Origin of the sequence: Olsenella sp. kh2p3 (assembly GCA_900119625.1) — a bacterium.
Taxonomy (GTDB): domain Bacteria; phylum Actinomycetota; class Coriobacteriia; order Coriobacteriales; family Atopobiaceae; genus Tractidigestivibacter.
The window spans coordinates 33,043-58,714 of sequence record FPKD01000006.1 but is presented as its reverse complement, the minus strand read 5'-3'; the positions used below and the strand labels follow the sequence as shown (position 1 = coordinate 58,714).

Genomic DNA, 25,672 nt, shown 5'->3' with positions numbered 1-25,672 from the left:
GCTACCCCTCTTGCTCGCGGAGGTCGAGGATGTAGGAATACGCCTCTGCCCAGCGCTCGTTTGGCTTGTACTCGAAGAGGTCCTTCGGCAATACGTTGACCCTGTCTGCCTTGACCGCAGACAGGGACGCCCATGCGGGCTGCGCCTGGAAGTCCTGCTTGAAGACCGCCTTGGCCTCGTCCTCATCCCCGCGGGGGATGACAAAGACGTAGTCGGGATCGGCGGCAACGATGGCCTCGACGGAGAGGTCGTCAAGGGAGCTGTCGTCCTCGGTGACGTTTGCCATCTGCAGGTTGTCAAAGACCTCGCAGGCGAAGTAGTCGCCCTTCGCGACCTTCGCCTTGGTCGACGAGACGAGAAGCGCCAGGTAGCTCACTTGCGGGAGGCCTGCGGCGCTCTCCTCGACCTTGGCTATGGCGTCGGAGACGTCCGCGACGTTGGCCTGGTAGAGGTCGTTTCGGCCGCTCATCTCGGTGAGCGCCTGCATGTGGGCAGCGTAGTCGCCAAAGCCGTTCACGTCGACGTCGCGCCACGCGATGCCGGCGCCGTCGAGGCCTGCCTCCAGCTCCTTCTGCGCGGGGACCTCGGCGGTGATGAGCACGAGCGTGGGCGCGAGCGCGACGATCTTCTCGAGGCTGGGCTTGGCGGGGGTGCCCACGGTCTCCACGTCTGCAGGCAGGCCGTCGAGGTCTGCGGCGTCCTCGGTCACACCCACGGGCGGCATGCCAGCAAGAATTGCCATCTGGGCAAGCGAGCGGGACGCAGCGACAACGCGGGTGCTTGTGGCATCGGTCGAGGAGGATGCGTCCGACGCGCCTTCCGACTGCGTCGAGAAGGCACTCGCATCTGGCTGCGCAGCGCACCCGGCAAGGATGCCAGCACCAAGGAGCACCGAGAGGCGCAGGAATTCTCTTCTCTGGAGCATGGTCCCTCCCGCACAGACTGGTAGCGCTGGGATCTTCTCGTCCATCATATCCCTAGCTCCATAATGACAAGACGATATAAAAACCTGCATCGCTATTCTGTTGGCTTCGCAACAAAAATGAGACAGAGGGAGTTTCCCTTTGTCTCATCGTGTCGGCGACCGAGAAGCCAAGCGGCAACCGCCGCACATGCCCCATACTGTGAATGAGACAAAGGGACTGTCCCTTTGTCTCATTCTCGTAGAGAGGAGCCGCCGTGAACGAGTTCTTTGGGACCACCATGCCCAAGCTGGGGTTTGGCCTCATGCGTCTGCCGCGCCTGGCAGATGGCAAGACCATCGACATCGAGCAGTGCGAGGCCATGACCGACGCCTTTCTCGACGCGGGCATGCGCTACTTTGACACCGCCTACGTCTACGAGGGAAGCGAGGAGGCAACGCGACGCTTTCTTGTTGGGCGACACCCTCGCGAGAGCTTCTACCTAGCCGACAAGGTCAACGCCAGCCCGTGGGCGGCAAAGTCCGCCGACGAGGCGAAGCGAGAGCTTGCGGTGTCGCTCGAGCGCACCGGGGCCGGCTATTTTGACTTCTACCTGCTGCATGCTCTGGGATCGAGAAACATTGGCTACTACGAGGACTATGGCATCTGGGAGTTTGCGGCCAGGGCCAAGGAGCAGGGGCTTGTGCGGCACGTGGGCTTCTCGTTCCACGACCGTCCGGATGTCCTCGATCAGATCCTGACGCGCCACCCCGAGGCTGAGTTCGTGCAGCTGCAACTCAATTACGGCGACTGGGAAAGTCCCAGCGTCTGCTCGCGCGAGAACTACGAGGTGGCCTGTGCCCACGGCAAGCCCGTCGTGGTGATGGAGCCCGTCAAGGGCGGGCTTCTCGCCAACCCGCCGCAGCAGGTGCAGGACATCCTGCACGCGACCAACCCGGACGCCTCGATTGCCAGCTGGGCGGTGCGGTTTGTGGCTAGCCTGGAGAACGTGATGGTCGTGCTCTCCGGCATGTCGAACGTCGAGCAGATGGCAGACAACCTCTCCTACATGCGCGAATTCACGCCGCTGAGCGCCGTCGAGCAGGACGCGGTGGAGCACGCGAGCAAGGCGCTTGCCGCCATCGACCAGATTCCCTGCACCGGGTGCCACTACTGCACCGGCGGATGCCCCCAGGAGATTGACATCCCCTCGGTCTTCTCGGCGTACAACCGATACCTTGTGTATGGCGACCTTGCCGGCGCCAAGCGCGACTACCAGTCGGCCGTGTCGAAGCGTGGCAAGGCGAGCGACTGCGTGCGATGCCTTCAGTGCGAGGGCGCCTGTCCGCAGGGAATCCAGATCACCTCGTGGCTGGAGAAGGCCGCGGCGGTGCTGGAGTAGGCTCGAGCCAATGCAAGAGCGACCATTCATCGAGAGGAAACCCATGCCACACGTTGCCGCACCCGTTCCGCCACAGCCGCTCTTTCCCAGCTACTACCTGCGTCCCACTGTCGCGCCGAGCGTGGCGCGTAGGGTGCAAACGGAGGACGGCGCGCAGATTGCGGTGTTTGTGTACGGCGCGGATGGGGCTCGGCGAGAGAGCACGTATCCCGTGCTGTTCCTGCATGGCAACGGCGAGGAGCACGGGATCTTTGGGGCGCAGATCAACGGACTTGTGGGTGACGGTCGCTGTGCGATAGGCGTTGACTCCCGAGCCCAGGGTGCTTCCACGCGCGGGCGCGCCCCGCTTACCTACGAGCTCATGGCCGCCGACGCGCTTGGAGTACTCGATGCGCTTGGCGTGCAGCGCGCCCACGTTGTGGGCTTCTCGGACGGGGCGATAGAAGCGCTGCTCCTTGCCCGCGACCACCCCGAGCGCGTGGCCTCGGTTCTCTCGATGGGCGCAAACCTCACGCCCGAGGGCGTCCTCGCGGAGGACGATTGGGACATGGAAGGCACGGCCGAGCAGTGCGAAGCATGGGCCGCATGGCTTGAGGGCAAGCCCGAGGGCGTGGATCCCTCGATTGTGACGCCCAGCGCCAGCGAGGCCCGAACAACGGCCGAGCTCATGCGCCTCATGCTGGACGAGCCCCACATCCCTGCCGAATCGCTGGGGGCAATACACTGCCCCACTACGGTTATGTCCGGCGAGTTCGACTGCATCGCCCCCGCCGAGACGCAGCGGATTGTCGATGCGATACCCGGCGCGCGTAAGGTGGTGGTCCCCGGCGCCGACCACGTGCTACCCAAGTGCGCACCCGACGACGTGAACCGTGAGCTCTTCTCGCTTCTCCGTCTGGTTGAGTCGAGTCCCGCCCCTCCCCTTCTTTAGCGGATTCCCTCCTCGTTCTTTAGCGGAATCCCTCCCCTTCTTTAGCGGATTCCCTCCTCGTTCTTTAGCGGTATTTGAGAATTGAGTTTCGCGTGACCTGCGGAAACGTGACCTTCGATTCTCAAAAACCGCTAAAGAACGGGGAAGCAGGGTGAGGGCGGCCAAGGAGAGTCGTAGACCAAGGGCCAGGGGGGTGATGGCAGGTGTCACTTCTCGGCATGCTCTCTGAAATCTGGCATGAATCTGACGGGAATTTAGGCCCTGAACTGGGAAAACTTTGGCTATGCTCATCGCACTGACCACGCTTGGCCGTTGGAGCGCGCATGAGTTCAACAACCAGAGCCACCTGCGAGAAGCTCTTAAGAGACGCCGAGAGAAGCGCTCGCTGCGCCGTCCCAACCAACGGGGGCGAGCGCAGCCGTTTTCGCTACCTCGAGCGAACGGGCGAGCTTGTCTCCCCCTATCCGGGAATCTATGCGCGTGCCAATACCTGGAACGCCTTGTATCCCAGCCAGCGAATTCGTCGCATCATGCGCACGATTGCGCGCATCCACCCGGACTGGGTCTTTGTCAGCGCTTCTGCCGCCGTCGCCCACGCAGTGGCTATTCCCCCAAAGGCAACGTGGCCGCTCAAGATCGCGAAGATTGGCACTGGAACCTGCGAGTCAAACGGACGCACCAAGCGGACAGTCGTCTCACCATGCGAAGTGGTCTTGGTTGATGACATGCGCGCAACGAGCCTGGACCGCACGGTTATTGACTGCATGCGCCAGCTGGGATTTCCCGAAGCGCTTGCCGTAGCGGACTCCTACCTGCGGGCAACTGGTAAGTCATCTGACCAGCTGCAGAAGATGGTCTCGCAACCGTGGAAGGGGGCGCGGGGCATAAAGAACGCGCGAATCGTCGCAAGATACGCGGACGGTCGAGCAGAGAGCTGGGGAGAGTCAATCGCACGCGCCACGATGATTGAGCTTGGTTTTGTCATTCCCGAGCTGCAGACCTCCTATTTCGACCCAGTCTCTGGGATGACGTTCCGTGCGGACTTCTCGTGGGCGCTTCCTGAAGGCAAGGCAGTCTTGGGCGAGATGGACGGCTTCATCAAGTACACCGACGAGGCCATGACCGGCGGCGACACGATTGGCGCGTTTGTCCGCGAACGGCAGAGGGAGTCTCGCCTCACCATCGGCGGTCGAAGTGTCGTGCGCTTCACGCCGGCGCAGGTTGGCGACAGGCTCTACTTCGAACGCCTTCTTGACAGCTACGGAATCCCCCGGACAGACCCGCTCCAAGGCTGGGTTCATCTATCCTAATCCCCCACCTCTCCCCCTTCTTTAGCGGTATTTGAGAATTGGGTTTCACGCGACCTGCGGAAACGTGAGCCCCATTTCTCAAAAACCGCTAAAGAACGGGGAGAGGGAGAGGGAGAGGGGAAAGAGGCAGGGGAGGGGGGAAGAGGGCTCGACTCAGCTGGGGCGGGACCAGGAGGCAGGGAGCCACGGCAAGAAAAGCCCCTCCGGGGGTGAACCGGAGGGGCTGGCAGGACGAGAAAAGCTACTCGGCAAGCTCCGCGATAGCGGCCTTGAGCTCGTCGACGCGGTTCGTGGCCTCCCAGGTGAAGTCGGGGTCCTTGCGGCCAAAGTGACCGTAGGCAGCAGTCTTCTGGAAGATCGGGCGACGAAGGTCGAGGTCGCGGATGATGGCGCCAGGACGCAGGTCAAAGACCTTCTCGACGGCCTTCTCGATGAGCTCGTCGTCATACGCGCCGGTACCAAAGGTGTCGACCATGATGGACAGCGGGTGGGAGACGCCGATGGCGTAGGCCAGCTCGACCTCGCACTTGTGGGCAAGCCCTGCGGCAACCACGTTCTTGGCAACCCAGCGAGCGGCGTAAGCGGCCGAACGGTCGACCTTGGTGCAGTCCTTGCCGGAGAAACAGCCACCGCCATGACGGCCCATGCCACCGTAGGTGTCGACGATGATCTTGCGGCCGGTGAGGCCGGTGTCGCCCATGGGGCCACCCACCACGAAGCGGCCGGTGGGGTTCACGTAGATGTCGGCGTCGCGCCACTTGATGCCGACCTCGTCAAGCACGGGCGCGATCACGTGCTCGACCATGTCGTGCTCGATCTGGTCGTGCTCGGCCTTGGCGTCGTGCTGCGTGGAGACGACGATGGCCGTGACCTCGACGGGCTTGTCGTCCTCATAGCGAACCGTGACCTGGGTCTTGCCGTCGGGGCGCAGGTAGCCGACCTCGCCGGACTTGCGGACGGCAGCCAGGCGCTCGGCCATGCGCTGCGCGAGGTAGATGGGCATGGGCATGAGCACGTCGGTCTCGTCGGAGGCGTAGCCGAACATCATGCCCTGGTCGCCGGCGCCGATCTTGTCCAGCGGGTCGGTGTCGTCGGCACGGGCGTAGGTGCCGTCGACGCCCTGCGCGATGTCGGGGCTCTGCTCGTGGATCATGTTGATGACGCCGCAGGTGTCGCAGTCGAAGCCGTACTTGGCGCGGTCGTAGCCAATGCCACGCACGGTCTCGCGCACGATCTTCTGCACGTCGACGTAGGCCTCGGTGCGGACCTCGCCCATCACCACGACGGTACCGGTGGTGGTGAAGGTCTCGACGGCGCAGCGCACGTTGTCGACGTTGGCGGGGTTGCCGTCGGCGTCCACGTAGCCCGCGGCCTGGAGCTTGGCCTCCTTGGCGAGAATCGCGTCGACAATGGCGTCGGAGATCTGGTCGCACATCTTGTCGGGGTGGCCCTCGGTGACGCTCTCCGAGGTGAAGTAGTAGTTCTTGTGGGCCATTCCTATATCCTTTCCGCACGGGCGGGCCCGTGCCAACAGCGACCGCCGCGTCGGCGCTCGACTATGACTGAGAGGTGCAACGGCTCATCGCCTGGGCGAGAAGATCGCCCGCACAAGGGTAGCGCGCTGGCTGCGTCTCGTCACCCCTGTTCGGACAGCTGAGGCGCAGTCTTCTCGGACTCTTGCGCAGCCAACGAGGAACCACATCCGGCAGCAGCGAGGGCCGTGTGGGCGGCCTCGGTGCCCATGCCGTTGAGCGCGATGTCGATGAGGGAACGGGCGAGCTTGTCGCCCGTGGGCGCGTCCTCGCCAAGGCTTGCCACCTCGAGGGCGGCAAAGATGAACGCGCCAGAGATGGTAACGGCACCAAGGCGGCTGTTCACGCCCTCGCGCACCATGCCCTCGCCCTTGGCGCGGTCAAGCTGCGCACTGATGATAGAGATGATGCGCGCGAAGTGCGTCTCCATGGAGGGAAGCACGTTGTTGTTGGCGTCGATGACCTCGCGGGTCATGGCCAGCGCAAGCGGGCTTCCCACGCTCATGCGGCACGTGAGCTCGCGCGTGAGACTCACGAGCGCCTCGAGCGCAGAGGAGGCGCCGGCAACGGCACCCTCAACAGAGTCGACAAGCTCATCGATGGAGCGGTCAAAGATGGCCTCGACCAGCGCGTCCTTGTCCGCGAAGTAGTAATAGAGGGCGCCCTTGGACATCTTGCAGCGAGAGGAGACCTCGCTCATCTGGAAGTCAGTGTTACCGCGCTCGACCATGAGTGAGGTTGCGGCAGCCATGATGCGCTCGCGTGTTGCGGCGCTCTTGCGCGTCTTGGTGCTGCTGCGCAGCCTGGTGGTCTGTCGGGTCACTGTTTCCTCAAGCGACGTACGCGCCGCCCCACTTGCTTTCTTCAGGCTATTGGCCAGCTCAGACGTCATTTTCTCGTCAAGCAGACTCATGCAGTTTGCGCCCCACTTCGCGCCTCGCAGACTCGTGTACGACGACGAGATTCTACCATCTGGGTCAGGATTTTTGAGCAGTTTTCAAAAAAACTGCCTGTGAGGTCTAAAAATCCCTTCCACGGGATACCAACAGGTGTAGAAATATATGATTGAAGCCGAACGCATTCTTTATAGTACGTGGGGCAGCAAGCCCCGCCACCGAGAAGCTACGACCCACGGCGGAGGAGCATGGGCAAGGTATTTCAAATCTTCTGGCGTGACCTCAAGAGGATACTGCGCAACCCCGTGGCGGTCATTGTCACGCTGGGCGTCTGCGTTATCCCGTCTCTCTACGCCTGGTTCAACATCATGGCCAACTGGGACCCCTACGAGAACACCCAAGACGTTCGCGTTGCCGTGGTGAACCTCGACGAGGGGGCCGATGCCGGCGGGGACTTGGGCTTCATCAACGCTGGCGACATGGTTGTTGAGGAACTGGGCAAGAACACCCAGCTCAAGTGGGTTTTTCTCGACGAGGACACCGCACTCGAGGAAGTTCGCTCGGGCCGCTCGTACGCCGCCATCGTGATTCCCGCTGACTTCACGCGCGACCTCACCTCAGTCCTCACCGGGAACCTGGTCTCCCCCGACCTCACCTACTATGTAAACGAGAAGGTCAACCCCATCGCGCCCAAGGTCACAGACACTGGTGCCTCCACCGTCGAGACGCAGATCAACGAGACGTTTGTCTCGACCGTCTCGAACGTGGTGGTAGGCAAGCTCCAGGACCTCATCGTCTCCGCGAAGGGCGATGCCGACAACGCCACCACGAGCATCGTGGGCCGCGTGCGGGGCGTGAAGGGAACGGTGGACGACCTCTCCACGAGCATGTCGGGCGCTCGGGACACCGTAGCTGCCGCGCGCCAGACCATCGAGGACGCCGAGTCGACCCTCGACGAGCTTGACCGCATATCGACCAATGCGAGCGGGAGCCTCGCGGACGCAACGGGTGTCCTCTTCACCTCGCGCGACGATGCAACGTCGCTGGCAACCTCGGTTGCCGGCGCGGTCACCGATGGCTCCACGCGTCTCTCGTCCATCTCGGGTACCACCAACCAGGCCATAGGACGCATCTCTGGCAAGATTGGCCAGGCACAAGGCACGGCCGAGGGTGCGCTTGCAACCGCCCAGTCGCTCGTGAACCAGAACCGCCAGCTGGTGCAGGACCTTCAGAGCCTGTCCGCATCCCTTCCCGATGGCGTGCGCCCCGCCTTTGACGCCTCTGTAGCCAGGATCAGCGCACAAGTGGACAAGGAGCAGGCGACGGTAGACGACCTCTCGCGGGCGACGAGCGACATTGGGGCCACCAACGACGCCGTCGCGGGGCTCTCCTCCTCCGTAAACGACGCCATCCAGACCGGCACCACGTCGCTTTCGGGCGTGAACTCCTCGTTCAACCAGAACACGCTGCCGGAGCTCTATGGCGCGCTTGACAACTTCTCCGGCGCAGCGCAAAGCCTCTCGGGGTCCCTCGGCGGGCTCTCTCCCACCATCGCGCAGACAAAGGCGGTGCTCGAGCAGCTCGACGACACGCTCGAGCAGACCTCGACCGCCCTCTCGGTCACCACCGATTCGCTGAACGACATGTCCTCCACCCTCGACAGCGTGGCCACGGACCTCTCGGCAATCCAGAGCTCTGAGGCCATGGACCGCGTGAACGAACTCCTCAACCTTGACGCCAACGGCATCGCATCGTTCATGTCCTCCCCCGTCCAGCTGGACGAGGAGGCGGTCTTCCCGGTTTCAAACTACGGCTCGGGCGTGGCGCCCTTCTACACCAACCTCGCCCTGTGGGTGGGCGGCTTTGTCCTCATCGCCATCTACAAGGCCGAGGTGGACGACGAGGGCATCGAGGGCGGGTTTGCACCCTGGCAGGGCTACTTTGGGCGCCTGTTGCTCTTCCTGTTGCTTGGCGTGCTTCAGGGCGTCATCTGCACGGTGGGCGATCTCGTGATTGGAATCCAGTGCCTCGACCCCAAGGCGTTCATCCTCGCGGGTGTGGTCCAGTCCTTTGTCTACGTGAACATCATCTTTGCCTTTGCCGTAGCGTTCAAGCACATTGGCAAGGCACTCTGCGTCCTTCTCGTGATCCTGCAAATCCCGGGCTCCTCGGGCACCTACCCCATCGAGATGATGCCGGGCTTCTTCCGCGCGCTTAACCCCTGGCTGCCCTTCACCTACGGCATCCGCGCCATGCGCGAGACCATCGCCGGCTACTATGGCAACTACTTTGGCCAGAACATCTTCATGCTGCTGCTCTTTGTGATTCCGGCCCTGCTCATTGGCGTTGGCTGGCGTCGCCACCTCCTGAACATCAACTCGCTCTTCGACAAGAAGCTGGCCGAGACGGACCTCATGATCTGCGAGCGCGACGGCATCGAGGTCGAGCACTACCGGCTCTCCTCGCTCATCAAGGCTCTCATGCACAACGACGAGTACCGTGCGCAGATCGTGCAGCGTGCGGCACGATTCAACGCGGCCTACCCGCGCCTCATCCGCGTGGGCTTTGTGCTGCTGCTGGCGTTGCCGCTGGGCCTTTCGGTGGTCATGTTCTCCGTGAGCAACAAGCTCCCCTGGTTCATCGTGTGGATAGTCTGCCTGGTGCTTCTGTGCACGGCGCTCATCATCATCGAGTACTTCCACGAGTCGCTCAACCGCAAGACCGCCATGGTTGACCTCTCCAAGGACGAGATGTACCAGCTCCTTGGCGACCAGCTTGACCGTGAGTACTTCTCCTCGCCCATCGAGCGGCTGCGCCAACGCATGAGCAACGCCGTGGCGGAGGCGCAGGCGAGAAGGTCGCCGGACGCTAAGCCTGGCACAGGCGCCAACGGGGCCAGCGGCGCAACGGGCTCCCAGACAACGCTTGTGCTGAGGCGCCTCGTCAACGAGCATGCCCCCGAACCTGAGGTCGAGGTGCCCACGATCACGCGCGGCGGCATCGTGACAGCGCCTGCCGCAGCCGAGGAGGCGGAACCCGCCTCGGCAGACGACGCTCCCACGAGCGACACCACGTCAGAAGAGCCCAAGGTCGAGAAGGACCACCACGGCCACAAGAAGCACGACAAGCACAAGGCCGACAAGGACAAGAAGCACAAAAAAGACAAGAAGAAGGACTGCGACAAGAAGCGCAAGCGCGAGGAGAAGGACCGCAAGCGCAAGCACGGCAAGAAGGGAGACCGCGCATGAGAAAGATTTGGCGCATCTTCTGCCTTGACGTGAAGCACGCAACCAAGAACATCATCTCGCTCATCGTGTGCGTGGGCCTCGTGGTCATTCCGTCGCTCTACGCCTGGTTCAACATCGCTGGAAGCTGGGACCCCTACGGCAACACCGGCAACCTCAAAGTGGCCGTTGCCAACAGCGACGAGGGCTACCAGAGCGACGCCATCCCCGTGAAGATCAACCTTGGCGAGCGCGTGGCATCAAATCTCTCGCAGAAGAAAACCATCGGCTACGTGGTCACAACCGAGGACGATGCCGTCGAGGGCGTGCGAAGCGGCAAGTACTACGCGGCCATCGTGATTCCCGAGGACTTCACCAAAGATATGCTCACGGTCTTCTCGGATGACATCCAGCAGGCGACCATCGTCTACTACAGTAACCAGAAGGAAAACGCCATCGCGCCCATCGTGACCGACAAGGCCGCGACCTCTGTGAAGAACAGCATCCAGACCGACTTTGCGCAGAGTCTGGGCGAGATGGGCGCAGGCGCCCTCTCCGAGATATCTGGCTACGTGAGCGACGATCAGCTCATGGACATTAGCCAGAACCTGAGCGACGCCATCTCGCAGGCCTCGACCGACCTACGCACCGTCTCGTCGCACATGGGCGTCTACTCGAGCCTGCTCTCCTCGGCGGGCTCCATCATCGACTCCTCCTCGACCCTGCTCTCGGGGACCGACTCCTCTACTCAGGACGTTCGCAACGCGCTGGCAGAGTCTGCCCAGGGCGTGCGCAAGGTGGGCGACTCCGTGGACACGGCGTCTGCCGCCATAGACGAGGCGCTCTCCACCAGCAAGGAGAGCTTTGACTCGGTCTCTGACGCGGTGGATACCGCCTTTGACACCGCGCAGACCGACGCCTCAGACGGCGCGGCAAAGCTCCGCGACATCGCGACGCGCATCGACGCGCACGCCGATGCCTACCAGGAGCTCGACGACAGCCTCAAGTCGCTCCAGGAGCTACTCCCCGAGGACATGAAATCGCTTCTCGACCCCACGATCTCGCGCGTGGAGGGCGTCATCTCCACGCAGCGCGCGATGGCGGAGCGCCTGCGCTCCTCCGCGACGGACCTCGAGAACGGCGTTGCCGACGCCAAGCAGGACCACGAGGACGTGAAGGCCCTCATCCAGCAGGACGCCCAGGAGATCGAGGACGCGCGTGGCAGCTTTGACTCCGACCTGCGAACGCAGCTCTCGGACCTCGCCAGCTCCATCGACTCCGCCTCCACGGCGGCGAACACCGTCTCGATCAAGCTTGAGGGTACCGTGAGCGATGTGAGCGAGGCGGTCTCTCTCACCTCCGGCAATCTCGCGGACATGAAGAGCCTGCTTGACTCCTCCGCCGAGCAGGTCAACGGCATGGCCGATGACCTCGACGACCTCTCCGCGCGCCTCACCGCGGCGCTCGAGTCCGGCGACGCCCAGCAGGTGCGCCAGATCCTCTCGGCGGACCCGACCGACCTCGCGGCCTTCCTCGCGCAGCCCGTTGGCCTCAAGCGCGTTGCCGTCTTCCCCATCGCGAACACGGGCTCGGCCATGGCGGGCTTCTACACCACGCTAGCGCTCTGGGTCGGCGCCGTCGTCCTGGTCGCCATGCTCAAGGCGCAGGTCTCGGACGCCGAGCTCGCCCAGGCAGACGCGCGCCCGCGTCACGGCTACCTCGGCAGGCTTCTCCTCTTTGACCTTCTCGGCATCCTCCAGGCGCTTCTCGTCTCGTTTGGTGACCTCTTCTACCTGGGCGTGCAGTGCGCGGATCCGGTTGTGTTCGTGACCTCGTGCTGCCTCATCTCGGTGGTATTCGTGAACATCATGTACGCGTTCACGGTCTCGTTTGGCGACGTGGGCAAGGCGATCTGCGTGTTCCTGCTGGTCATCCAGGTTGCCGGCTCCGGCGGCACCTTCCCGGTGGAGATGCTGCCCCAGGCGTTCCAGACCTTCTACCCCACGCTTCCCTTCGTGCACGCCATCGCCGCGCTTCACGAGTGCATTGGCGGGTTCTATGGCTTCACCTGGGCAATCGAGATGTCGATCCTGGGCATCTACGTGGTGCTCTCGCTCATCCTGGGTCTGCTGCTGCGCAAGCCGGTGGTGCGTCTCAACAACTGGATCGCCGAGAAGCTCGAGTCAACGAAGATCATGTAGGCAGCACGGCGCGGGCGGCGGCAGTGCGGCGGTGATGCGACGCGGCGCCTGCCGGCGGCCTCGCGGCCACCGCTTGTCTCCTGCGTCTATACTTGAACGCTGAATGCACGTCAGCAAGAGACTAGTGAGAGGCACCACCTTGGCAGACGACAGACACGTGCGCGTGCGCTTCGCGCCCTCCCCCACCGGAAAGCTCCACGTGGGCGGCGCTCGCACCGCAATCTACAACTGGGCATTTGCCCGCGCGAACCACGGCACCTTCATCCTGCGCATCGACGACACGGACCCAACCCGCTCGACCGAGGAGAACACCCAGATCATCCTGCGTGCCATGCGCTGGCTGGGCCTCGACTGGGACGAGGGCCCGGAGGTTGGCGGCGACTACGGTCCCTACCGCCAGACCGACCGCATGCAGCTCTACCGCGACGCGGCGCAGCGCCTGTGGGACGAGGGCAAGGCCTACCCGTGCTTCTGCACGCCTGAGAAGCTCGCGGCCGACAAGGCTGCCGCCGAGGCGCGCCACGACCCCTTCCAGGGCTACCAGCGCACCTGCCGCGACATCGACCCCGCCGAGGCCAGGCGCCGCATCGACGCGGGCGAGCCCTACACCCTGCGCATCAAGGTCCCTCTCGACCGCGGCGACGTGGTGGTGCACGACGCGGTCCACGGCGACGTGACCTTCAACGCCCGCGAGCTGGACGACTTCATCATCTTCCGCTCTGACGGCACCCCCACCTACAACTTCGCCACCGTGGTGGACGACGCCATGATGGGCATCACGCACGTGATCCGCGGCGACGACCACCTCTCCAACACCCCGCGCCAGATCATGGTCTACGAGGCCCTGGGCGCCCCTGTGCCCACCTTTGCGCACATCTCGATGATCCTGGGGCCGGACGGCAAGAAGCTCTCCAAGCGCCACGGCGCGACCTCGGTCGAGGAGTACCGCGACGCCGGGTACCTCTCCGACGCCTTCGTGAACTACCTCGCGCTTCTCGGCTGGTCGCTCGACGGCGAGACCACCATCGTGCCCCGCGACGTGCTGGCGCGCGAGTTCTCGCTCGACCACGTCTCGAAGAACCCCTCGACCTTTGACCCCAAGAAGCTCGACGCCATCAACCAGGCCTACTACCTGGCCATGAGCGACCGCGAGTTCTCCGAGCGCGTGCTTGTTCCCGAGCTTCGCTCCGCGGGGCTGGAGGCCGCCGAGGGCGCCCTTGCGCACGACGACGCCTGGTACGACCTGCTCTCCTCCATCTTGAAGCCCCGCACCGTCGTGGCGCCGGACGTGGTTGGCAAGGCGCGCTTCCTCTACGAGGGCGACGAGGTCGAGCTGGACGAGAAGTCCGTCGAGAAGAACCTGGCCAAGGCAGGCGCGCGCGGGTTTGTGACCGCAGCCGTCGAAGCCCTCGAGGCGCTCGACGATGGCGCGTGGCACGCCGAGGCCATCAACGCCGCCCTCGAGGCGCTGCCGGAAAGGCTCGGCGCCTCCAAGCGCAAGTTCTTTGGCGCCGTTCGCGTCGCCGCCTGCGGCAACCAGGTGTCGCCGCCGCTCGGCGAGTCGCTCGAGCTGCTCGGGCGTAGTTGCACGCTCGCGCGGCTCAGGTGCGCGGAAGGAATCGCGGCAGAGTAGGACCGGCGCGCCCGGGAGCGAAGGCTCGCCCCGGGCGCGCGGCTTTATCGCCGGCAGCTGCGAAGCGCGCCACCCGATGCCGGCGCTTGGGCGAGAAGGCAGTGAGACGAGAGGAGCGACGATGGTCACGATGTCAGCGTTCGAGGTTCTCGGCCCCATCATGGTAGGTCCGTCCTCCTCGCACACCGCAGGCGCGCTGAGAATTGCGCTGGTGGCGCGCTCGCTTGCGCCGGCGCCCATCGAGCACGTTGACTTCGTGCTGTACAACTCCTTCTCGCGCACGCACGTGGGCCACGGAACCGACCGCGCGCTCGTCGCGGGCATGCTGGGGCTCGGGCCGGCCGACATCCGCGTGCGACGCTCCTTCGAGCTTGCCCGCGATGCGGGCCTGGGCTTTTCCATCACCGAGGGCGGAAGGGACGAGGGACTGCATCCCAATACCGTCGAGATTCGCATGACATGCGAGGGCGGTGCGTCCATCTCCGTCACAGGCGAGTCGCTGGGCGGCGGTCGCGTTCGCGTGAGCAGCATCGAGGGGGTGCCCGTGAGCATCGCGGGCGACATGCCCACGATCTTCGTCGAGCACCGCGACCTGCCAGGCGTGCTTGCGGCGCTCACGAGAAAGCTCTCGACCGCAAACGTGAACATCGCAACCATGAGCACCTTCAGGCAGGAGCGCGGCGGCAGGGCGTACACGGTCTTCGAGGTGGACGAGCCGGTTGGGGCACGCCTCCTCGAGCTTCTCGGCGACACGGAGAACGTGGAGTTCGCCTCGCAGGTCAACGTCCCCGGCGCGGTCGGCGCGGGCGCGCCCGTGGAGCCGGGGCTCTCCTTTGCGAGCGGGTCTCAGCTGCTAGCCGCCTGCGGGGCGCGGCGGCTCTCCATCGGCGAGCTCATGCGAGCGCGCGAGGCTGAGCTGGCAGGAGATTCCGACGGCCCGGCGTCCTCCGATGCTGCCATGGCGCGCGTGCTCGAGGTCATGCGCAGCGAGACGACCGAGGCGCTCACGAAACCAAAGACCTCGCTCGGAGGTCTTCTCGGCGGACAGGCGGCTCGGGTCGCGGAGGGCGGCAGCGCGCCGTGCGGGGGCGCAAGCAACCTGGCAGGAGCGCTCATGGGGACGGCACTCACTCGGGCAACGGCATTTGCGATGGCAACGCTTGAGCGCTCGGCCACGATGGGCGTCATTGTGGCGGCGCCAACCGCCGGGAGCTCCGGGGTAGTTCCGGGGGCGCTTCTCGCCTGCGCGGAGGCTGCAGGCGCCGAGGACGCCGCCATTCGGCGTGCGTTGTGGAATGCCGCGGCAGTGGGGGCCCTCGTCTCGACGAACGCGACGGTCGCGGGCGCCGAGGGCGGATGCCAGGCGGAGGTTGGCACGGCTTCCGCCATGGCCGCGAGCGCGTTGGTCGAACTTCTCGGCGGCACGCCCGCGCAGTGCCTGGACGCCGCGTCGCTTGCGATAGCGAACACGCTGGGGCTGGTCTGCGACCCCGTTGGCGGCATGGTGGAGTTCCCCTGCCAGGTGAGAAACGCGATGGGCGTGGCCTGCGCGATGAGCTCGGCGCAGCTGGCGCTCTCTGGGGTGGGATGCCCCATCCCGTTCGACGAGGTGGTCGACGCGATGGCGACCGTTGGGGCTGCGCTTCCGCCCGCGCTGCGCGAGACGGCCGAAGGCGGCCTTGCCGCCACGCCCACGGCGCGCGGGGGATGCCCTGGCTGCGGCGCGTGCGCGTAAGGGCTGGGGCGGCATGCCGGCGGGGGGCTGCTGCGGAAACGCGCCCTACGGCGCCCACACCCCCCTCAGCAACGATAACCCACCAGCATAGTCACACACAAAAACAGGCCACCGGCATAGCCGATGACCTGTGACCTTTTGGTAGCCCGTAGCAGATTCGAACTGCTGATCTCCGCCTTGAGAGGGCGGCGTCCTAGGCCGCTAGACGAACGGGCCATATTCGGTTGTCGGGGACAGTGGCTGGGATGGAGAGAATCGAACTCCCGTTGACGGAACCAGAATCCGCTGTCCTACCGCTAGACGACATCCCAATTAATGTCTGTCCTGTCTCAACGCGAGAAGATACTTTACGGCATACCTCACGGTATTGCAACCCTCAATTCAAACTTTTTTTCGACAGCCTACTCTTTCTCACGCAGCCAGGCGAGAAGGGCTTCTCGGCTGTTCTCAACTCGTCCGTAGATCACGTCGTCAAGGAGCGCCGAGAGGGCATTGCCCACCTCAGGTCCCGGGGCTATTCCCAACTCACGCATCACGTCTCCCCCACCAACGGCAAGGTCGCGCACGCGAAACGCAGCCCCGTGTAAAAGCTCCGCAGAGAGCGCCTGCTCGAAAGCGCCCAGCTCCACCGCGCGCTGCGCATAGGGCCGAGCCTTTGCGATGGCATCGGCCCGCTGGAGGTCGAGTAGCTGGTACGCAAGAGTGGGGGCCTCACCGGGCCGAGCCTGGTCAAGCCGCCGCAGGAGCCTCCGCACGCCCGCGGGAGATGCCGAGAGGTGCCGGTCATGATACCGGACGAGGGCCGCCGCCCGGCCTGCCACCTCATGCGGCAGAGCCAGACCGAGAAGCGCGTCCTTACAGAGGACCGCACCCGCACGCTGGTGGTCGCGGAAGTGCCCGCGGCCATTCTCGTCAACGGATGCGCACATGGGCTTGCCTGCGTCGTGGAGAAGCGCTGCCCACCTGAGCGCCTGCGTGGGAACGCCACCGGCAAACGCCTCGACGCCGGCACACACGCGAGCGGTGTGCTCCAGAAGGTCGTAGGCGTGGTAGGGGCTCCGCTGGTTCAGGCCTCGCATGGGCATGAGCGCTGGCACGGCACGGGCGAGCACGTCAAACTCGTTTCGCAGCGCCCATGAGACGCGCCCGGAGGCAACGACGCCGTTCATCTCCTGCCCCACGCGCTCGCGCGCAATGTCGTCGAGCTCCGGGGCGCATGCCACGAGCGCCGCCTGGGTGCGCGGCTCGACTTCAAACCCCAGCCTGCAGGCAAAGCGCACGGCGCGAAGCACCCGCAGCGCGTCCTCCTCGAAGCGCCGGTACGGATCCCCCACCGCGCGTACCACGCTGCGCGCAAGGTCTTCTCGTCCGCCAAAGAGGTCGAGAAGCCCGCGATCCGGGTGGTAGGCCATGGCATTCACCGTGAAGTCGCGACGGGCCAGGTCTTCTCGCACGTCGCGAACATAGCGCACTTCATCTGGGTGGCGGCGGTCTGAGTAGGTGCCCTCAACCCGATAGGTGGTCACCTCAACAGGCTGCCCATCAATAACGGCAGTCACGGTGCCGTGGGCCGTGCCCGTCTCGTGCACCTCGATGCCGGCAGCGCGAAGCACGCGCTCCGTCTCCTGCCAGGGCGCGGAGGTCGTCACGTCGATGTCGTGCATGGGAGCACCGAGAAGCGCGTCGCGCACCCAGCCGCCCACGACCCACGCCTCAAAGCCGGCATCCTCGAGTGCGTGCAGGACACGCAGGCCATAGTCCGGCACGGGATATGCGGGCGCGTCTCGCACGGTCTGCATGCGCATCCTCCCTGCTCTGGGCGTTGGGTTTCTTACGCACCGAAGTATAGCGCGCGTCGGCGAAATGGCCGTTTGCCGTTTGGCCAAAGAACCTCACACGTGTTGTTTCTTGTTTTATCAATGGCAAGAAAATCCCAGTTGTGCATCAGAAATAATAAAATAAGAAACAACACGTGTGAGGTTATTGAGCAGAGCGACGCACGCACGCCCACCCTCTACGCCTTCTCGAGCAGCCGCGCAACCGTGAGCATTGCCTGGTCGAGCTCCCTGCGCTCCGCATCGCTTAGGTGCGAATACAACTCGCGCACCCGCTTGGAGCCTTCTACGATGTGTCGATCAACGTACACGCGGCCAGCATCGCTCAACGCAACAACATGGCCTCGCGCGTCAGCGTCATCCACACTCCTCGCAACGTAGCCCATCTGCTCCAGCCGTGAGGTCATTTTCGAAACGTGCTGCTTAGAGGTGCGCAGCTCGTTTACCAGCTCATACTGGTGCATGGTGCCGCGCATGTATAGCAGTTCCAGCAGCTCCACCTGAGCCTGCCCAAGCTCCCCGCGATACGTATCCCGGTACGGCGCCACAACCTTACCCTCGAATGCAACGCGCATGCGGTACGCGGGCGAGAGGCCGGCGTTCACCACGCCGGTCTCACCAGGTTCACTCTTAGGCATCTACCAGGTCCTCGATCCGGCCGAGCGGAACTGCGCGACGGTGGGGGCGTGCGAGTTCAAGCCACCATCCACGTTGATAACCTGTCCGGTAACGTAGGCGCTCTCATCAGAAGCAAAATAGGTGCACGCATGTGCGATATCCGCGGGGCTTCCATAGCGGTTAACCTCGATGTTGCTGAGAAAGACATCCTTGAGCTGCTGCGGAACGTGCGCCTCGTTCTGCGGGGTCACGATGAGTCCCGGTCGCACGCAGTTGCAGCGGATGTTTTCCTTCCCGTACTGCAGGGCCACGGAGGAGGTGAGCATGTCCACGCCCGCCTTGCTGCAGGCATAGGCAGTGGAGCCCGGGTCACCCGAGATGGACGCCATAGACCCAATGTTCACAATCGAGCCGCCGCCCGCGGCGCGCATGTACGGCAGGACCGCCTTGATCGCATAAAACGTGCCACGAACGCCAGATGCGAACATCGCATCCCAGTCCTCGAGCGAGATCTCATCCACGCGGCCGTCCTTGAGCCCCACGCCCGCGGCGTTGTTCACCAGAACGTTGATGCTGCCGTAGTCGCGAGCCGTGTCTGCCATAAGCGCATCCACGGTGGAGAGATCCGTGAGATCCATCCTGTGGAAGCTCGCGGTGCCGCCGTCAGCCACAATCTGGTCCACGACCTCCTGGCCGCGAGCCTCTCGCCTGCCGCACACCACAACGTGCGCGCCCTCGGCGGCAAACTCGCGCGCAATCCCAATGCCAATACCGCTGGTAGAAACCGTGACCACCGCCACCTTGCCCTTAAGCCTGTCCATGCTACTGCCTCCTCAATGCTGGTCTCTCGTCTTGGGTGCCGCGAGGCCAGCGCCGTCCTTCGTCGATGCAAGGATACCCATGCGAGAAAGTCATATACATATGACTAATAGCTGTCGAGAATGGCTCCACACGGGGTACCAATTTCAGGTACGCGCACGCGCGTGATATGCTTCGATGCGGATTACGTCGCGCACCCACAAGTCACTAGGAGGAAAGATGGATGATCTGACCAGCATCACCGCCGACGACCTCGCCGCCTCGCACGAGAACTTCTCGGCAGAACGCGTGAACGCCGTCGCAAAGAACGCCGTCACTGCAAACGGCATCCGCTCCGCCGCGCGCCGCCCCGAGGGCGTAGCCGCCAACGCACTGGGCTTCGACATCGAGGTCACGCAGGGCGAGAGGTGCAACCAGGAGCGCTCCGGCCGCTGCTGGATGTTCGCAAGCCTCAACACCATGCGCTATCGCGTCATCAAGAAGTACAACCTCAAGACCTTCGAGCTCTCGCAGGCCTATCCACTTTTCTGGGACAAGCTCGAGAAGAGCAACTGGTTCCTCGAGAATACCCTCGACACCCTCGACGAGCCGCTTAACGGCCGCCTGGTGTCGTTCCTGCTCACCGACCCCATCGGCGACGGCGGGCAGTGGGACATGTTCCGCAGCCTGGTGAAGAAGTACGGCGTGGTGCCCAAGGAGGCCATGCCCGAGACCGCCTGCTCGAGAAACACTGGCGACATGGACCGCTACCTCACGCGTTACCTGCGCGGCGCCGCCAAGCGCCTGCGCCAGAGCCATGAGGCCGGCGTCGAGATGGACGACCTACGCTCCATGAAGAAGGAAATGATGGACGAGGTCTACCATCTTCTGGCAACCTGCCTGGGCGAGCCACCCGCGAGCTTCCCCGTGCGCCTGCGCGACAAGGACGACAAGCTCGTGCTTGCCGGGACGTTCACGCCCAAGGAGTTCTTCTCGACCGCAGTCGACATGGACGTGGACGCCTACGTCTCGCTCATCAGCGCACCCACGGCCGACAAGCCCTTTGGCCACACCTACACCGTGAGCAGGCTGGGCAACGTCTTTGAGGACCACGGCGTTCGCTACCTCAACCTCCCGCCCGCAGAGCTCAAGCGCGCGGCAATCGCGCAGCTGCGCGATGACCTGCCCGTATGGTTTGGGTGCGACGTGGCGCAGAGCTACCTGCGCGACGAAGGCATGATGGACACTGCCGCGCTCGACGTGGACGCGCTCTTTGGCTTCCCCGTCGAGGGCAACATGGACAAGGCCGAGCGCCTGGACTACGGCGAGAGCCTCATGACCCACGCCATGGTGCTCGAGGGCGTGCGCCTGGACGCCAGCGGCAACCCCGAGCTCTGGAAGGTCGAGAACTCCTGGGGCAAGGACCACGGCCGCGACGGCTTTGACACGCTCTCCGACGCATGGTTTGACGAGTACGTCTACCAGGTCGTTGTTGACAAGAAGTACCTCACCGAGGAGGAGCGCCACACCTACGAGACCGAGGAGCCCACAGTCCTCGCACCATGGGACCCCATGGGCTCACTGGCATGAGAAAAGGGAGTTTCCCTTTGTCTCATTGTGTGCAATCGAACTACGGCAATAACATCAAGAATTGAAAGAGGCGGGGGTTCTCCCCGCCTCACCGGGAAGGAACAATATGGGAAGCATTGATACCGGCTGGGCGCGCGAGCAGGGGGCGGCCTTTGGGGCCGAGCGCGCCAACCGCGTTGCAAGGAACGCCGTGACCTCCATGAACGTGATGGCCGCCGCGCGCGACTACACGCGTATGCGCACCTACCACGACACCTACGGCGTCTCCATCAAGCGCACCGGCGAGGTCACCAACCAGCGTCAGAGCGGCCGCTGCTGGATGTTCTCCGCCTTCAACGTGGCGCGCGCAGCCACGATGGACCTGCTCGACCTGGACTCCTTCGAGTTCTCGCAGGCGTTTGGCATGTTCTACGACAAGCTCGAGAAGGCCAACGCCATGCTCGACCACGTGATTGCACTTGTCGACCGTCCCGACAACGACCGCGAGCTCGACCACGTTCTCGAGTGGGGCATGAGCGACGGCGGCTACTACTTCGAGGCCATGGACCTCATCGCCAAGTGGGGCCTTGTCCCCAAGGACGTGATGCCCGAGACCGCCTGCACCAAGAGCTCCGCCGAGATGGACGCCCAGCTCGACCGCCTGCTGCGCCGCGCCGCCGCGGACATTCGCCGTGCCCACCGCGCGGGTGCCGGCGCCGAAGAGCTTGCTGCCAAGAAGGACGCCTGCATGGCCGACGTCTACCGCATGCTCTCCGTGTGCCTGGGCGAGCCGCCCGCGACCTTCGACCTTGAGGTAAAGGTTGGCAAGAAAGCCAAGGTCGACGCCGCAAAGCTCACGCCAATCCTCCCCGAGAACGCTCCCGAGAAGGCAGACGACGCAGACGCCAAGGAAGCCGAGAAGGACACCCGCATGCTACTCCGCGATGCCGGCATCACTCCGCGCGAGTTCGCCGAGCGCTATGTTCCCTTCGACCCCAATGACTACGTGCAGCTGGTCTGCATGCCGGGCGCCTCTCGCCCCTGGAAGACGGCGTGGCACGTCCTGCTCGAGGAGCCCATGGTTGGCGGCACCCCCAACCGCTTCCTCAACATGCCGCAGGAGGTGCTGGAGCAGGCCGCCATCGCCAGCCTCAAGGCGGGCGTGCCCGTGGGCATGGACGCCGACGTCATGCAGGAGTTCCCGCGCCACATCGAGGACTTTCCCGGTGTATTGGCAACCGACGGCCTCGACCTCGAGGGCCTCTTTGGCGTTGGCCTCAAGATGAGCCGCGAGGACATGCTCGACGTGCGCGAGACCTCCCTCACCCACGCCATGACCTTCCAGGGCGTTGAGCTGAACGACGCGGGCGAGCCCGTGGCCTGGCGCGTCGAGAACAGCTGGGGCAAGGACTCCTGCAAGGACGGCTACCTCTACATGAGCGCCGACTGGTTCCGTACCTACGGCGGCGCCGTGACGGTCATGCGCAAGTTTGTACCCGCAGACGTACTCGAGCTGTGGGACAAGGCCGAGGCAGTAAACGTGGAGCCTTGGGACGGCGTTGCCGCCGGCCTCGGCGTGAGGTCGTAGGGCTGCGGGGTTTCTCACACGCAATGCTAACAGCGCGAGCCATTGGAGGAGAAATGGCTACATCACAGGACACCCCCGTTCGAAACATTGTCTTTGACATGGGCGGCGTGCTTCTCGACTTCAATGGCTCGCTGTTCTCGCACGTTTTCACCACAAACGAGGAGGACGCCGCGGCACTCGACGCGGCGCTCTTCTCGAGTCCCGCGTGGCCGCTGCTCGACGCAGGTGCCATTAGCGAGAGCACCATCGAGCGTATGGCCCAGGCGCGGCTTCCGCAGCGGCTCTGGCCCAACCTGCACGAGTGCATGCTGCACTGGCACGAACACCAACCAGTAATTGCGGAGACAAACGTCCTTGTCGAGCGTCTGCACGCCGCGGGGTATGGCTGCTACGTGCTCTCCAACGCGGGCACGCGCTTTTGGAGACAGAAAGACCGCATTCCCTCCTTCCCTCTTATGGACGGCTGGGTAGTCTCGGCGTTCGAGCGCATCATGAAACCAGATCCAGCAATCTACCTGGTACTATGCGAGCGCTATGACCTTGACCCAGCTAGTTGCCTTTTCGTAGACGACAACGCCGACAACGTGGCAGGCGCTAGGGTCGCCGGCATGCAGGCGCACCGGTTCACGAGCGCCCACGAGCTGGAGGTCTACCTCAAGGAGCTTGGCCTTAGGTTCTGAGCCAGTCTGGCAGTGCTCTGCACTCGATTGATTCAACAGCGCCCCTCGGTCGCATGGCCTAGGGGCGCTTCTCTCTGACAGCCATTTCTACCTCTCTCCCACCTTCTCCAGGTATTCCGTGCAGGTCATCGCCGGAACTTTTGATCCCACAAACGCTTTGGCATCACGAGAGAGAATCACATCAACACCATTGAGCTCCGCACATGCCCGAATCAGCCCATCTTCGAAGTCCGGTTCATCAGAGCGAAGGGCCAAGTCGCACTCCTCGGCACCAAAGGGGGCAACAACAAGAAGACCGGCGAGAAGATCAATGCAATGGCGGGCGGTGCGCTTATCGTATGCCTTTTCCAACACGTAGTAGGCATCTTTGAGGGACATGGGAGTTACCAAGCCCATATCTCCTCCGCCGTTGCAGCGCTCTATCGAGAGAGCCGCCTCCTGCGATTGAGGGCGCCTCTCGTCAACAAGGTCCAGCAGCACGTTGGTATCAAAGAGCAGCCTACTCATACTTGCTCGCAACTAAATCCTTGGCCTGGGAGTCCGTGAGAGAGTCCAGCCAGTCCACCTTGGGCAAAGATGCCCTCAGCTCCATGAGCTCACGGAGCTTTGTGGATCTCTCGTCGTGCACTTTGACCCCGTCTACGGGAATCTCGCCAGTCTCGGCAATTGCTTCCCACGTGCGGCGGATAACCTCCCCAGGAGCGACACCTTCACGTGCCAGGATTCGTTCCACCCGACGTGCGGTGAGGACGTCAATTCGTCCCGAAACAACTGTGGTAGCCATGAATCCTCCTTGCTGTATACGTGTATACAGCATACCAAAGATACAATGACCCCCACTCCGCAATCGAGGTCGTTCGAGAATTGGCAGCAATTCTGCGACAGACGGAGGCGTGGGCATGAGAGCGCTAGAACTCGGCGAAGCCCGGCTCTCCCACACGGCAGATGTCATCGCCATTTGCGAATTCGGTCACAGCGGCGACAAACGCCTGCTCGTCTCCCGTGTGGAAAGCGCAGGCAAGCTGCACGTCCTCGGCAAAGACGGAGTCGCGAACGCGCCCGCCGGCGTCTGCCACCATGCGTGTGAGGCGGTCGTAGGCAGAATAGGGAATCTGCACCACCACGCGCGTTACCAGCGTCATCTCGACGATGCCGCCTGCCGCATGGGCCTCCTCTACCGCCGCCTGCGTGGCCGCCGTATAGGCGCGAACAAGGCCGCCGGGTCCGAGGAGCGTCCCGCCAAAGTAGCGGGTCACCACGCAACAGACGTCCTTGAGGTCGGCGCCATGCAACACCTCGAGCGTAGGCATGCCGGCCGTGCGGCTTGGCTCGCCATCGTCCGAACAGCGCTCCCGGCCGTCCGCAAGAACCCATGCCGGCACATTATGGCGAGCATCGTGATGGCGCGAGCGCACCTTCTCGATGAAGTCGTTTGCCTCTGCCTCGCCCGACACGTGCGTGAGCTGCGCGATAAAGCGGCTGCGACGGTCCTCGAACTCGCCCGTGACCTCGGTGCCATTTGCGAGGGTGAGGTAGCTTTGCCGCGATGACTCCCCTGGCATCATGCGTTACCGCCAAGCCTGAAGAGCGGCTCGCCAGCGCGAACGTCTGCACCAGCCGCAACCGCAGGGAGAACATCGCCAGACGCATTTGTAACTGAAGTCATAACAATATCGTCATGCCCAGCGGCGCAGATCTTCTCGCGGTCGAAAACAATAAGGGGCGTGCCGGCAGCAACGAGCCTGTCCTTCTCAACTAGCACCTTGAAGCCATCACCGCGCATCTCCACGGTGTCGACTCCAACGTGGATCAGAACTTCCATGCCGTCGTCGGACGTGATGCCAAGCGCGTGCCCGGTGTCTACAGCTGCAGCGACTGTGCCCGTGACCGGCGCATATATGACACCACCAGAAGGCTTCACTGCCATGCCGGGACCAAGCATCCCCTGTGCGAAGACCGGATCGGACACCTCGGAGAGCGGTGTTGCCACACCGTCTACAGGAGCAAGGACACTGCCGGGTTCTGCGGTGGCGTCAATTGCATGAGGCGCCTCTGTCGCCGCGCGCCTCCCACGCGAGAGTCTATCAAAGATTCCCATGAAAGCAACCTCCTCGGGCAACGCGCCCAGCATTCATCCAAACCTTGTGCAGGATACCCCGTCATTGTAGTTGCGCTGCACGACGACGGGCGCCATCGTGCTAGAATCTCCCCTGCGAAGTGGGCCAGACGATCGCGGGGCCAGCGGCTTGCCGCAGGCCATGAGGAAAGTCCGGGCTCCACAGGGCAGGAGGCTGGCTAACGGCCAGGCGGGGTGACCCGACGGAAAGCGCCGCAGAAAAGAAGACTCCCGCTGCCCGCCTCGGCGGGTGAGAGAAAAGCTGAAACGGTGGTGTAAGAGACCACCAGCGTCGTGGCAACACGACGGCTTGGCAAGCCCCTTCCGGAGCAAACGCAAATAGGAGCGCTATGGTGTGGCCCGCACCGCGCTCGGGTTGCGCGCTAGAGGGCGCCGGTAACGGCGTTCGTAGATAAATGATCGTCCACGACAGAACCCGGCTCATAGGCCCACTTCGCACCCTGTTACTCAGCTTGGGCATCCGGCAATACCTTGGGACAGCGAATCTGGTCTTTCAGAGCGTCCTCTCCATCTCGCAACAGAGATTTGAGGCTCTCGACTGGAGTAGCTGCCCAAAATTTGCGGTTGCCGGTAAAAAATAGGAGTTCCGCTTAGTATCACCCCACTGGTGCCATTTTTCTGCCTGCGGTTCCGCAAAAAGTTAGAGTCTTCGTACTCGGCGATTCGCCTAAAAGGGGCCGG

Annotated in this window: 20 protein-coding genes, 2 tRNA genes and 1 other RNA gene; 11 read left to right on the top strand and 12 right to left on the bottom strand. The window is 63.7% G+C overall.

Annotation, left to right across the window (positions count from 1 at the left end; all coding sequences use genetic code 11):
- Window position 1: 1 nt before the first annotated feature.
- The gene (locus tag BT122_RS07695) at window positions 2–925 is read right to left on the bottom strand and encodes an ABC transporter substrate-binding protein (RefSeq protein ID WP_072355381.1); all 924 of its coding nucleotides are present in this window, start codon (window positions 923–925) and stop codon (window positions 2–4) included.
- 254 nt (window positions 926–1,179) lie between these two features.
- Between BT122_RS07695 and BT122_RS07690 the strand changes: the two genes are divergently transcribed.
- From BT122_RS07690 to BT122_RS07680, 3 genes are all read left to right on the top strand, one after another.
- Complete coding sequence (locus BT122_RS07690) at window positions 1,180–2,304, top strand: aldo/keto reductase (RefSeq protein WP_218161972.1); 1,125 nt, start codon at window positions 1,180–1,182, stop codon at window positions 2,302–2,304.
- Between the two features lie 43 nt (window positions 2,305–2,347).
- Window positions 2,348–3,235, top strand: coding sequence for an alpha/beta fold hydrolase (locus BT122_RS07685; protein WP_072355380.1), 888 nt, complete (start codon window positions 2,348–2,350; stop codon window positions 3,233–3,235).
- Window positions 3,236–3,558: 323 nt separating this feature from the next.
- The gene (locus BT122_RS07680; protein ID WP_072355379.1) at window positions 3,559–4,545 is read left to right on the top strand and encodes a hypothetical protein; all 987 of its coding nucleotides are present in this window, start codon (window positions 3,559–3,561) and stop codon (window positions 4,543–4,545) included.
- Between the two features lie 241 nt (window positions 4,546–4,786).
- Here BT122_RS07680 and metK read toward each other — a convergent pair whose 3' ends face one another.
- Both metK and BT122_RS07670 read right to left on the bottom strand, forming a co-directional pair.
- The gene (metK, locus tag BT122_RS07675) at window positions 4,787–6,040 is read right to left on the bottom strand and encodes a methionine adenosyltransferase (RefSeq protein ID WP_072355378.1); all 1,254 of its coding nucleotides are present in this window, start codon (window positions 6,038–6,040) and stop codon (window positions 4,787–4,789) included.
- 140 nt (window positions 6,041–6,180) lie between these two features.
- On the bottom strand, window positions 6,181–6,990 hold the full coding sequence (locus tag BT122_RS07670; protein ID WP_072355377.1) for a TetR/AcrR family transcriptional regulator: 810 nt from the start codon (window positions 6,988–6,990) through the stop codon (window positions 6,181–6,183).
- Window positions 6,991–7,221: 231 nt separating this feature from the next.
- On the opposite strand from BT122_RS07670, the gene BT122_RS07665 reads away from it, so the two are divergent.
- The 4 genes from BT122_RS07665 to sdaAA all read left to right on the top strand — a co-directional run bounded on the left by BT122_RS07665 (window position 7,222) and on the right by sdaAA (window position 15,766).
- Window positions 7,222–10,221 carry a YhgE/Pip domain-containing protein gene (locus BT122_RS07665; protein WP_072355376.1) on the top strand — a complete coding sequence of 1,000 codons (3,000 nt, stop codon included), beginning with the start codon at window positions 7,222–7,224 and terminating at the stop codon, window positions 10,219–10,221.
- A complete protein-coding gene (locus tag BT122_RS07660; protein WP_072355375.1) occupies window positions 10,218–12,398 on the top strand; it encodes a YhgE/Pip domain-containing protein in 2,181 nt (726 codons plus the stop codon). The genes BT122_RS07665 and BT122_RS07660 overlap by 4 nt, the downstream gene beginning before the upstream one ends.
- A gap of 139 nt (window positions 12,399–12,537) precedes the next feature.
- Window positions 12,538–14,031, top strand: coding sequence for a glutamate--tRNA ligase (gene gltX / locus BT122_RS07655; RefSeq protein WP_286130341.1), 1,494 nt, complete (start codon window positions 12,538–12,540; stop codon window positions 14,029–14,031).
- Between the two features lie 121 nt (window positions 14,032–14,152).
- On the top strand, window positions 14,153–15,766 hold the full coding sequence (sdaAA, locus tag BT122_RS07650; protein ID WP_072355373.1) for an L-serine ammonia-lyase, iron-sulfur-dependent, subunit alpha: 1,614 nt from the start codon (window positions 14,153–14,155) through the stop codon (window positions 15,764–15,766).
- A gap of 139 nt (window positions 15,767–15,905) precedes the next feature.
- Here sdaAA and BT122_RS07645 read toward each other — a convergent pair.
- The 5 genes from BT122_RS07645 to BT122_RS07625 form a co-directional block, all read right to left on the bottom strand.
- Window positions 15,906–15,982 (bottom strand) — tRNA-Glu (locus tag BT122_RS07645).
- A 21-nt stretch (window positions 15,983–16,003) separates the two neighbouring features.
- Window positions 16,004–16,077, bottom strand: a tRNA-Gln gene (locus BT122_RS07640).
- A 90-nt stretch (window positions 16,078–16,167) separates the two neighbouring features.
- Window positions 16,168–17,565 (bottom strand): CCA tRNA nucleotidyltransferase, encoded by a 1,398-nt coding sequence (locus tag BT122_RS07635; RefSeq protein ID WP_072355372.1) that lies wholly within the window; start codon window positions 17,563–17,565, stop codon window positions 16,168–16,170.
- 215 nt (window positions 17,566–17,780) lie between these two features.
- Window positions 17,781–18,239, bottom strand: a complete 459-nt coding sequence (locus tag BT122_RS07630; RefSeq protein WP_072355371.1) for a MarR family winged helix-turn-helix transcriptional regulator — start codon at window positions 18,237–18,239, stop codon at window positions 17,781–17,783.
- Window positions 18,240–19,040, bottom strand: a complete 801-nt coding sequence (locus BT122_RS07625; protein ID WP_072355370.1) for an SDR family NAD(P)-dependent oxidoreductase — start codon at window positions 19,038–19,040, stop codon at window positions 18,240–18,242.
- A 217-nt stretch (window positions 19,041–19,257) separates the two neighbouring features.
- Here BT122_RS07625 and BT122_RS07620 point away from each other — a divergent pair, with 217 nt between their 5' ends.
- The 3 genes from BT122_RS07620 to BT122_RS07610 all read left to right on the top strand — a co-directional run bounded on the left by BT122_RS07620 (window position 19,258) and on the right by BT122_RS07610 (window position 22,854).
- On the top strand, window positions 19,258–20,607 hold the full coding sequence (locus BT122_RS07620; protein WP_072355369.1) for a C1 family peptidase: 1,350 nt from the start codon (window positions 19,258–19,260) through the stop codon (window positions 20,605–20,607).
- Window positions 20,608–20,713: 106 nt separating this feature from the next.
- A complete protein-coding gene (locus BT122_RS07615) occupies window positions 20,714–22,174 on the top strand; it encodes a C1 family peptidase (RefSeq protein ID WP_072355368.1) in 1,461 nt (486 codons plus the stop codon).
- A 53-nt stretch (window positions 22,175–22,227) separates the two neighbouring features.
- Window positions 22,228–22,854: an HAD family hydrolase gene (locus BT122_RS07610; protein WP_072355367.1), complete on the top strand. Its 627-nt coding sequence runs from the start codon at window positions 22,228–22,230 to the stop codon at window positions 22,852–22,854.
- An 87-nt stretch (window positions 22,855–22,941) separates the two neighbouring features.
- Here BT122_RS07610 and BT122_RS07605 read toward each other — a convergent pair whose 3' ends face one another.
- The 4 genes from BT122_RS07605 to BT122_RS07590 all read right to left on the bottom strand — a co-directional run bounded on the left by BT122_RS07605 (window position 22,942) and on the right by BT122_RS07590 (window position 24,952).
- Complete coding sequence (locus tag BT122_RS07605) at window positions 22,942–23,361, bottom strand: PIN domain-containing protein (RefSeq protein WP_143190016.1); 420 nt, start codon at window positions 23,359–23,361, stop codon at window positions 22,942–22,944.
- Complete coding sequence (locus tag BT122_RS11005) at window positions 23,354–23,638, bottom strand: type II toxin-antitoxin system RelB/DinJ family antitoxin (RefSeq protein ID WP_072355365.1); 285 nt, start codon at window positions 23,636–23,638, stop codon at window positions 23,354–23,356. The genes BT122_RS07605 and BT122_RS11005 overlap by 8 nt, the downstream gene beginning before the upstream one ends.
- 124 nt (window positions 23,639–23,762) lie before the next feature.
- A complete protein-coding gene (locus tag BT122_RS07595; protein WP_143190015.1) occupies window positions 23,763–24,419 on the bottom strand; it encodes an IMPACT family protein in 657 nt (218 codons plus the stop codon).
- Window positions 24,416–24,952 carry a PTS sugar transporter subunit IIA gene (locus BT122_RS07590; protein ID WP_072355434.1) on the bottom strand — a complete coding sequence of 179 codons (537 nt, stop codon included), beginning with the start codon at window positions 24,950–24,952 and terminating at the stop codon, window positions 24,416–24,418. Before BT122_RS07590 ends, BT122_RS07595 begins: the two co-directional genes overlap by 4 nt.
- A 116-nt stretch (window positions 24,953–25,068) precedes the next feature.
- Between BT122_RS07590 and rnpB the strand changes: the two genes are divergently transcribed.
- Window positions 25,069–25,430, top strand: an RNA gene (gene rnpB / locus BT122_RS07585) — RNase P RNA component class A.
- The last annotated feature ends 242 nt before the right edge of the window (window positions 25,431–25,672 follow it).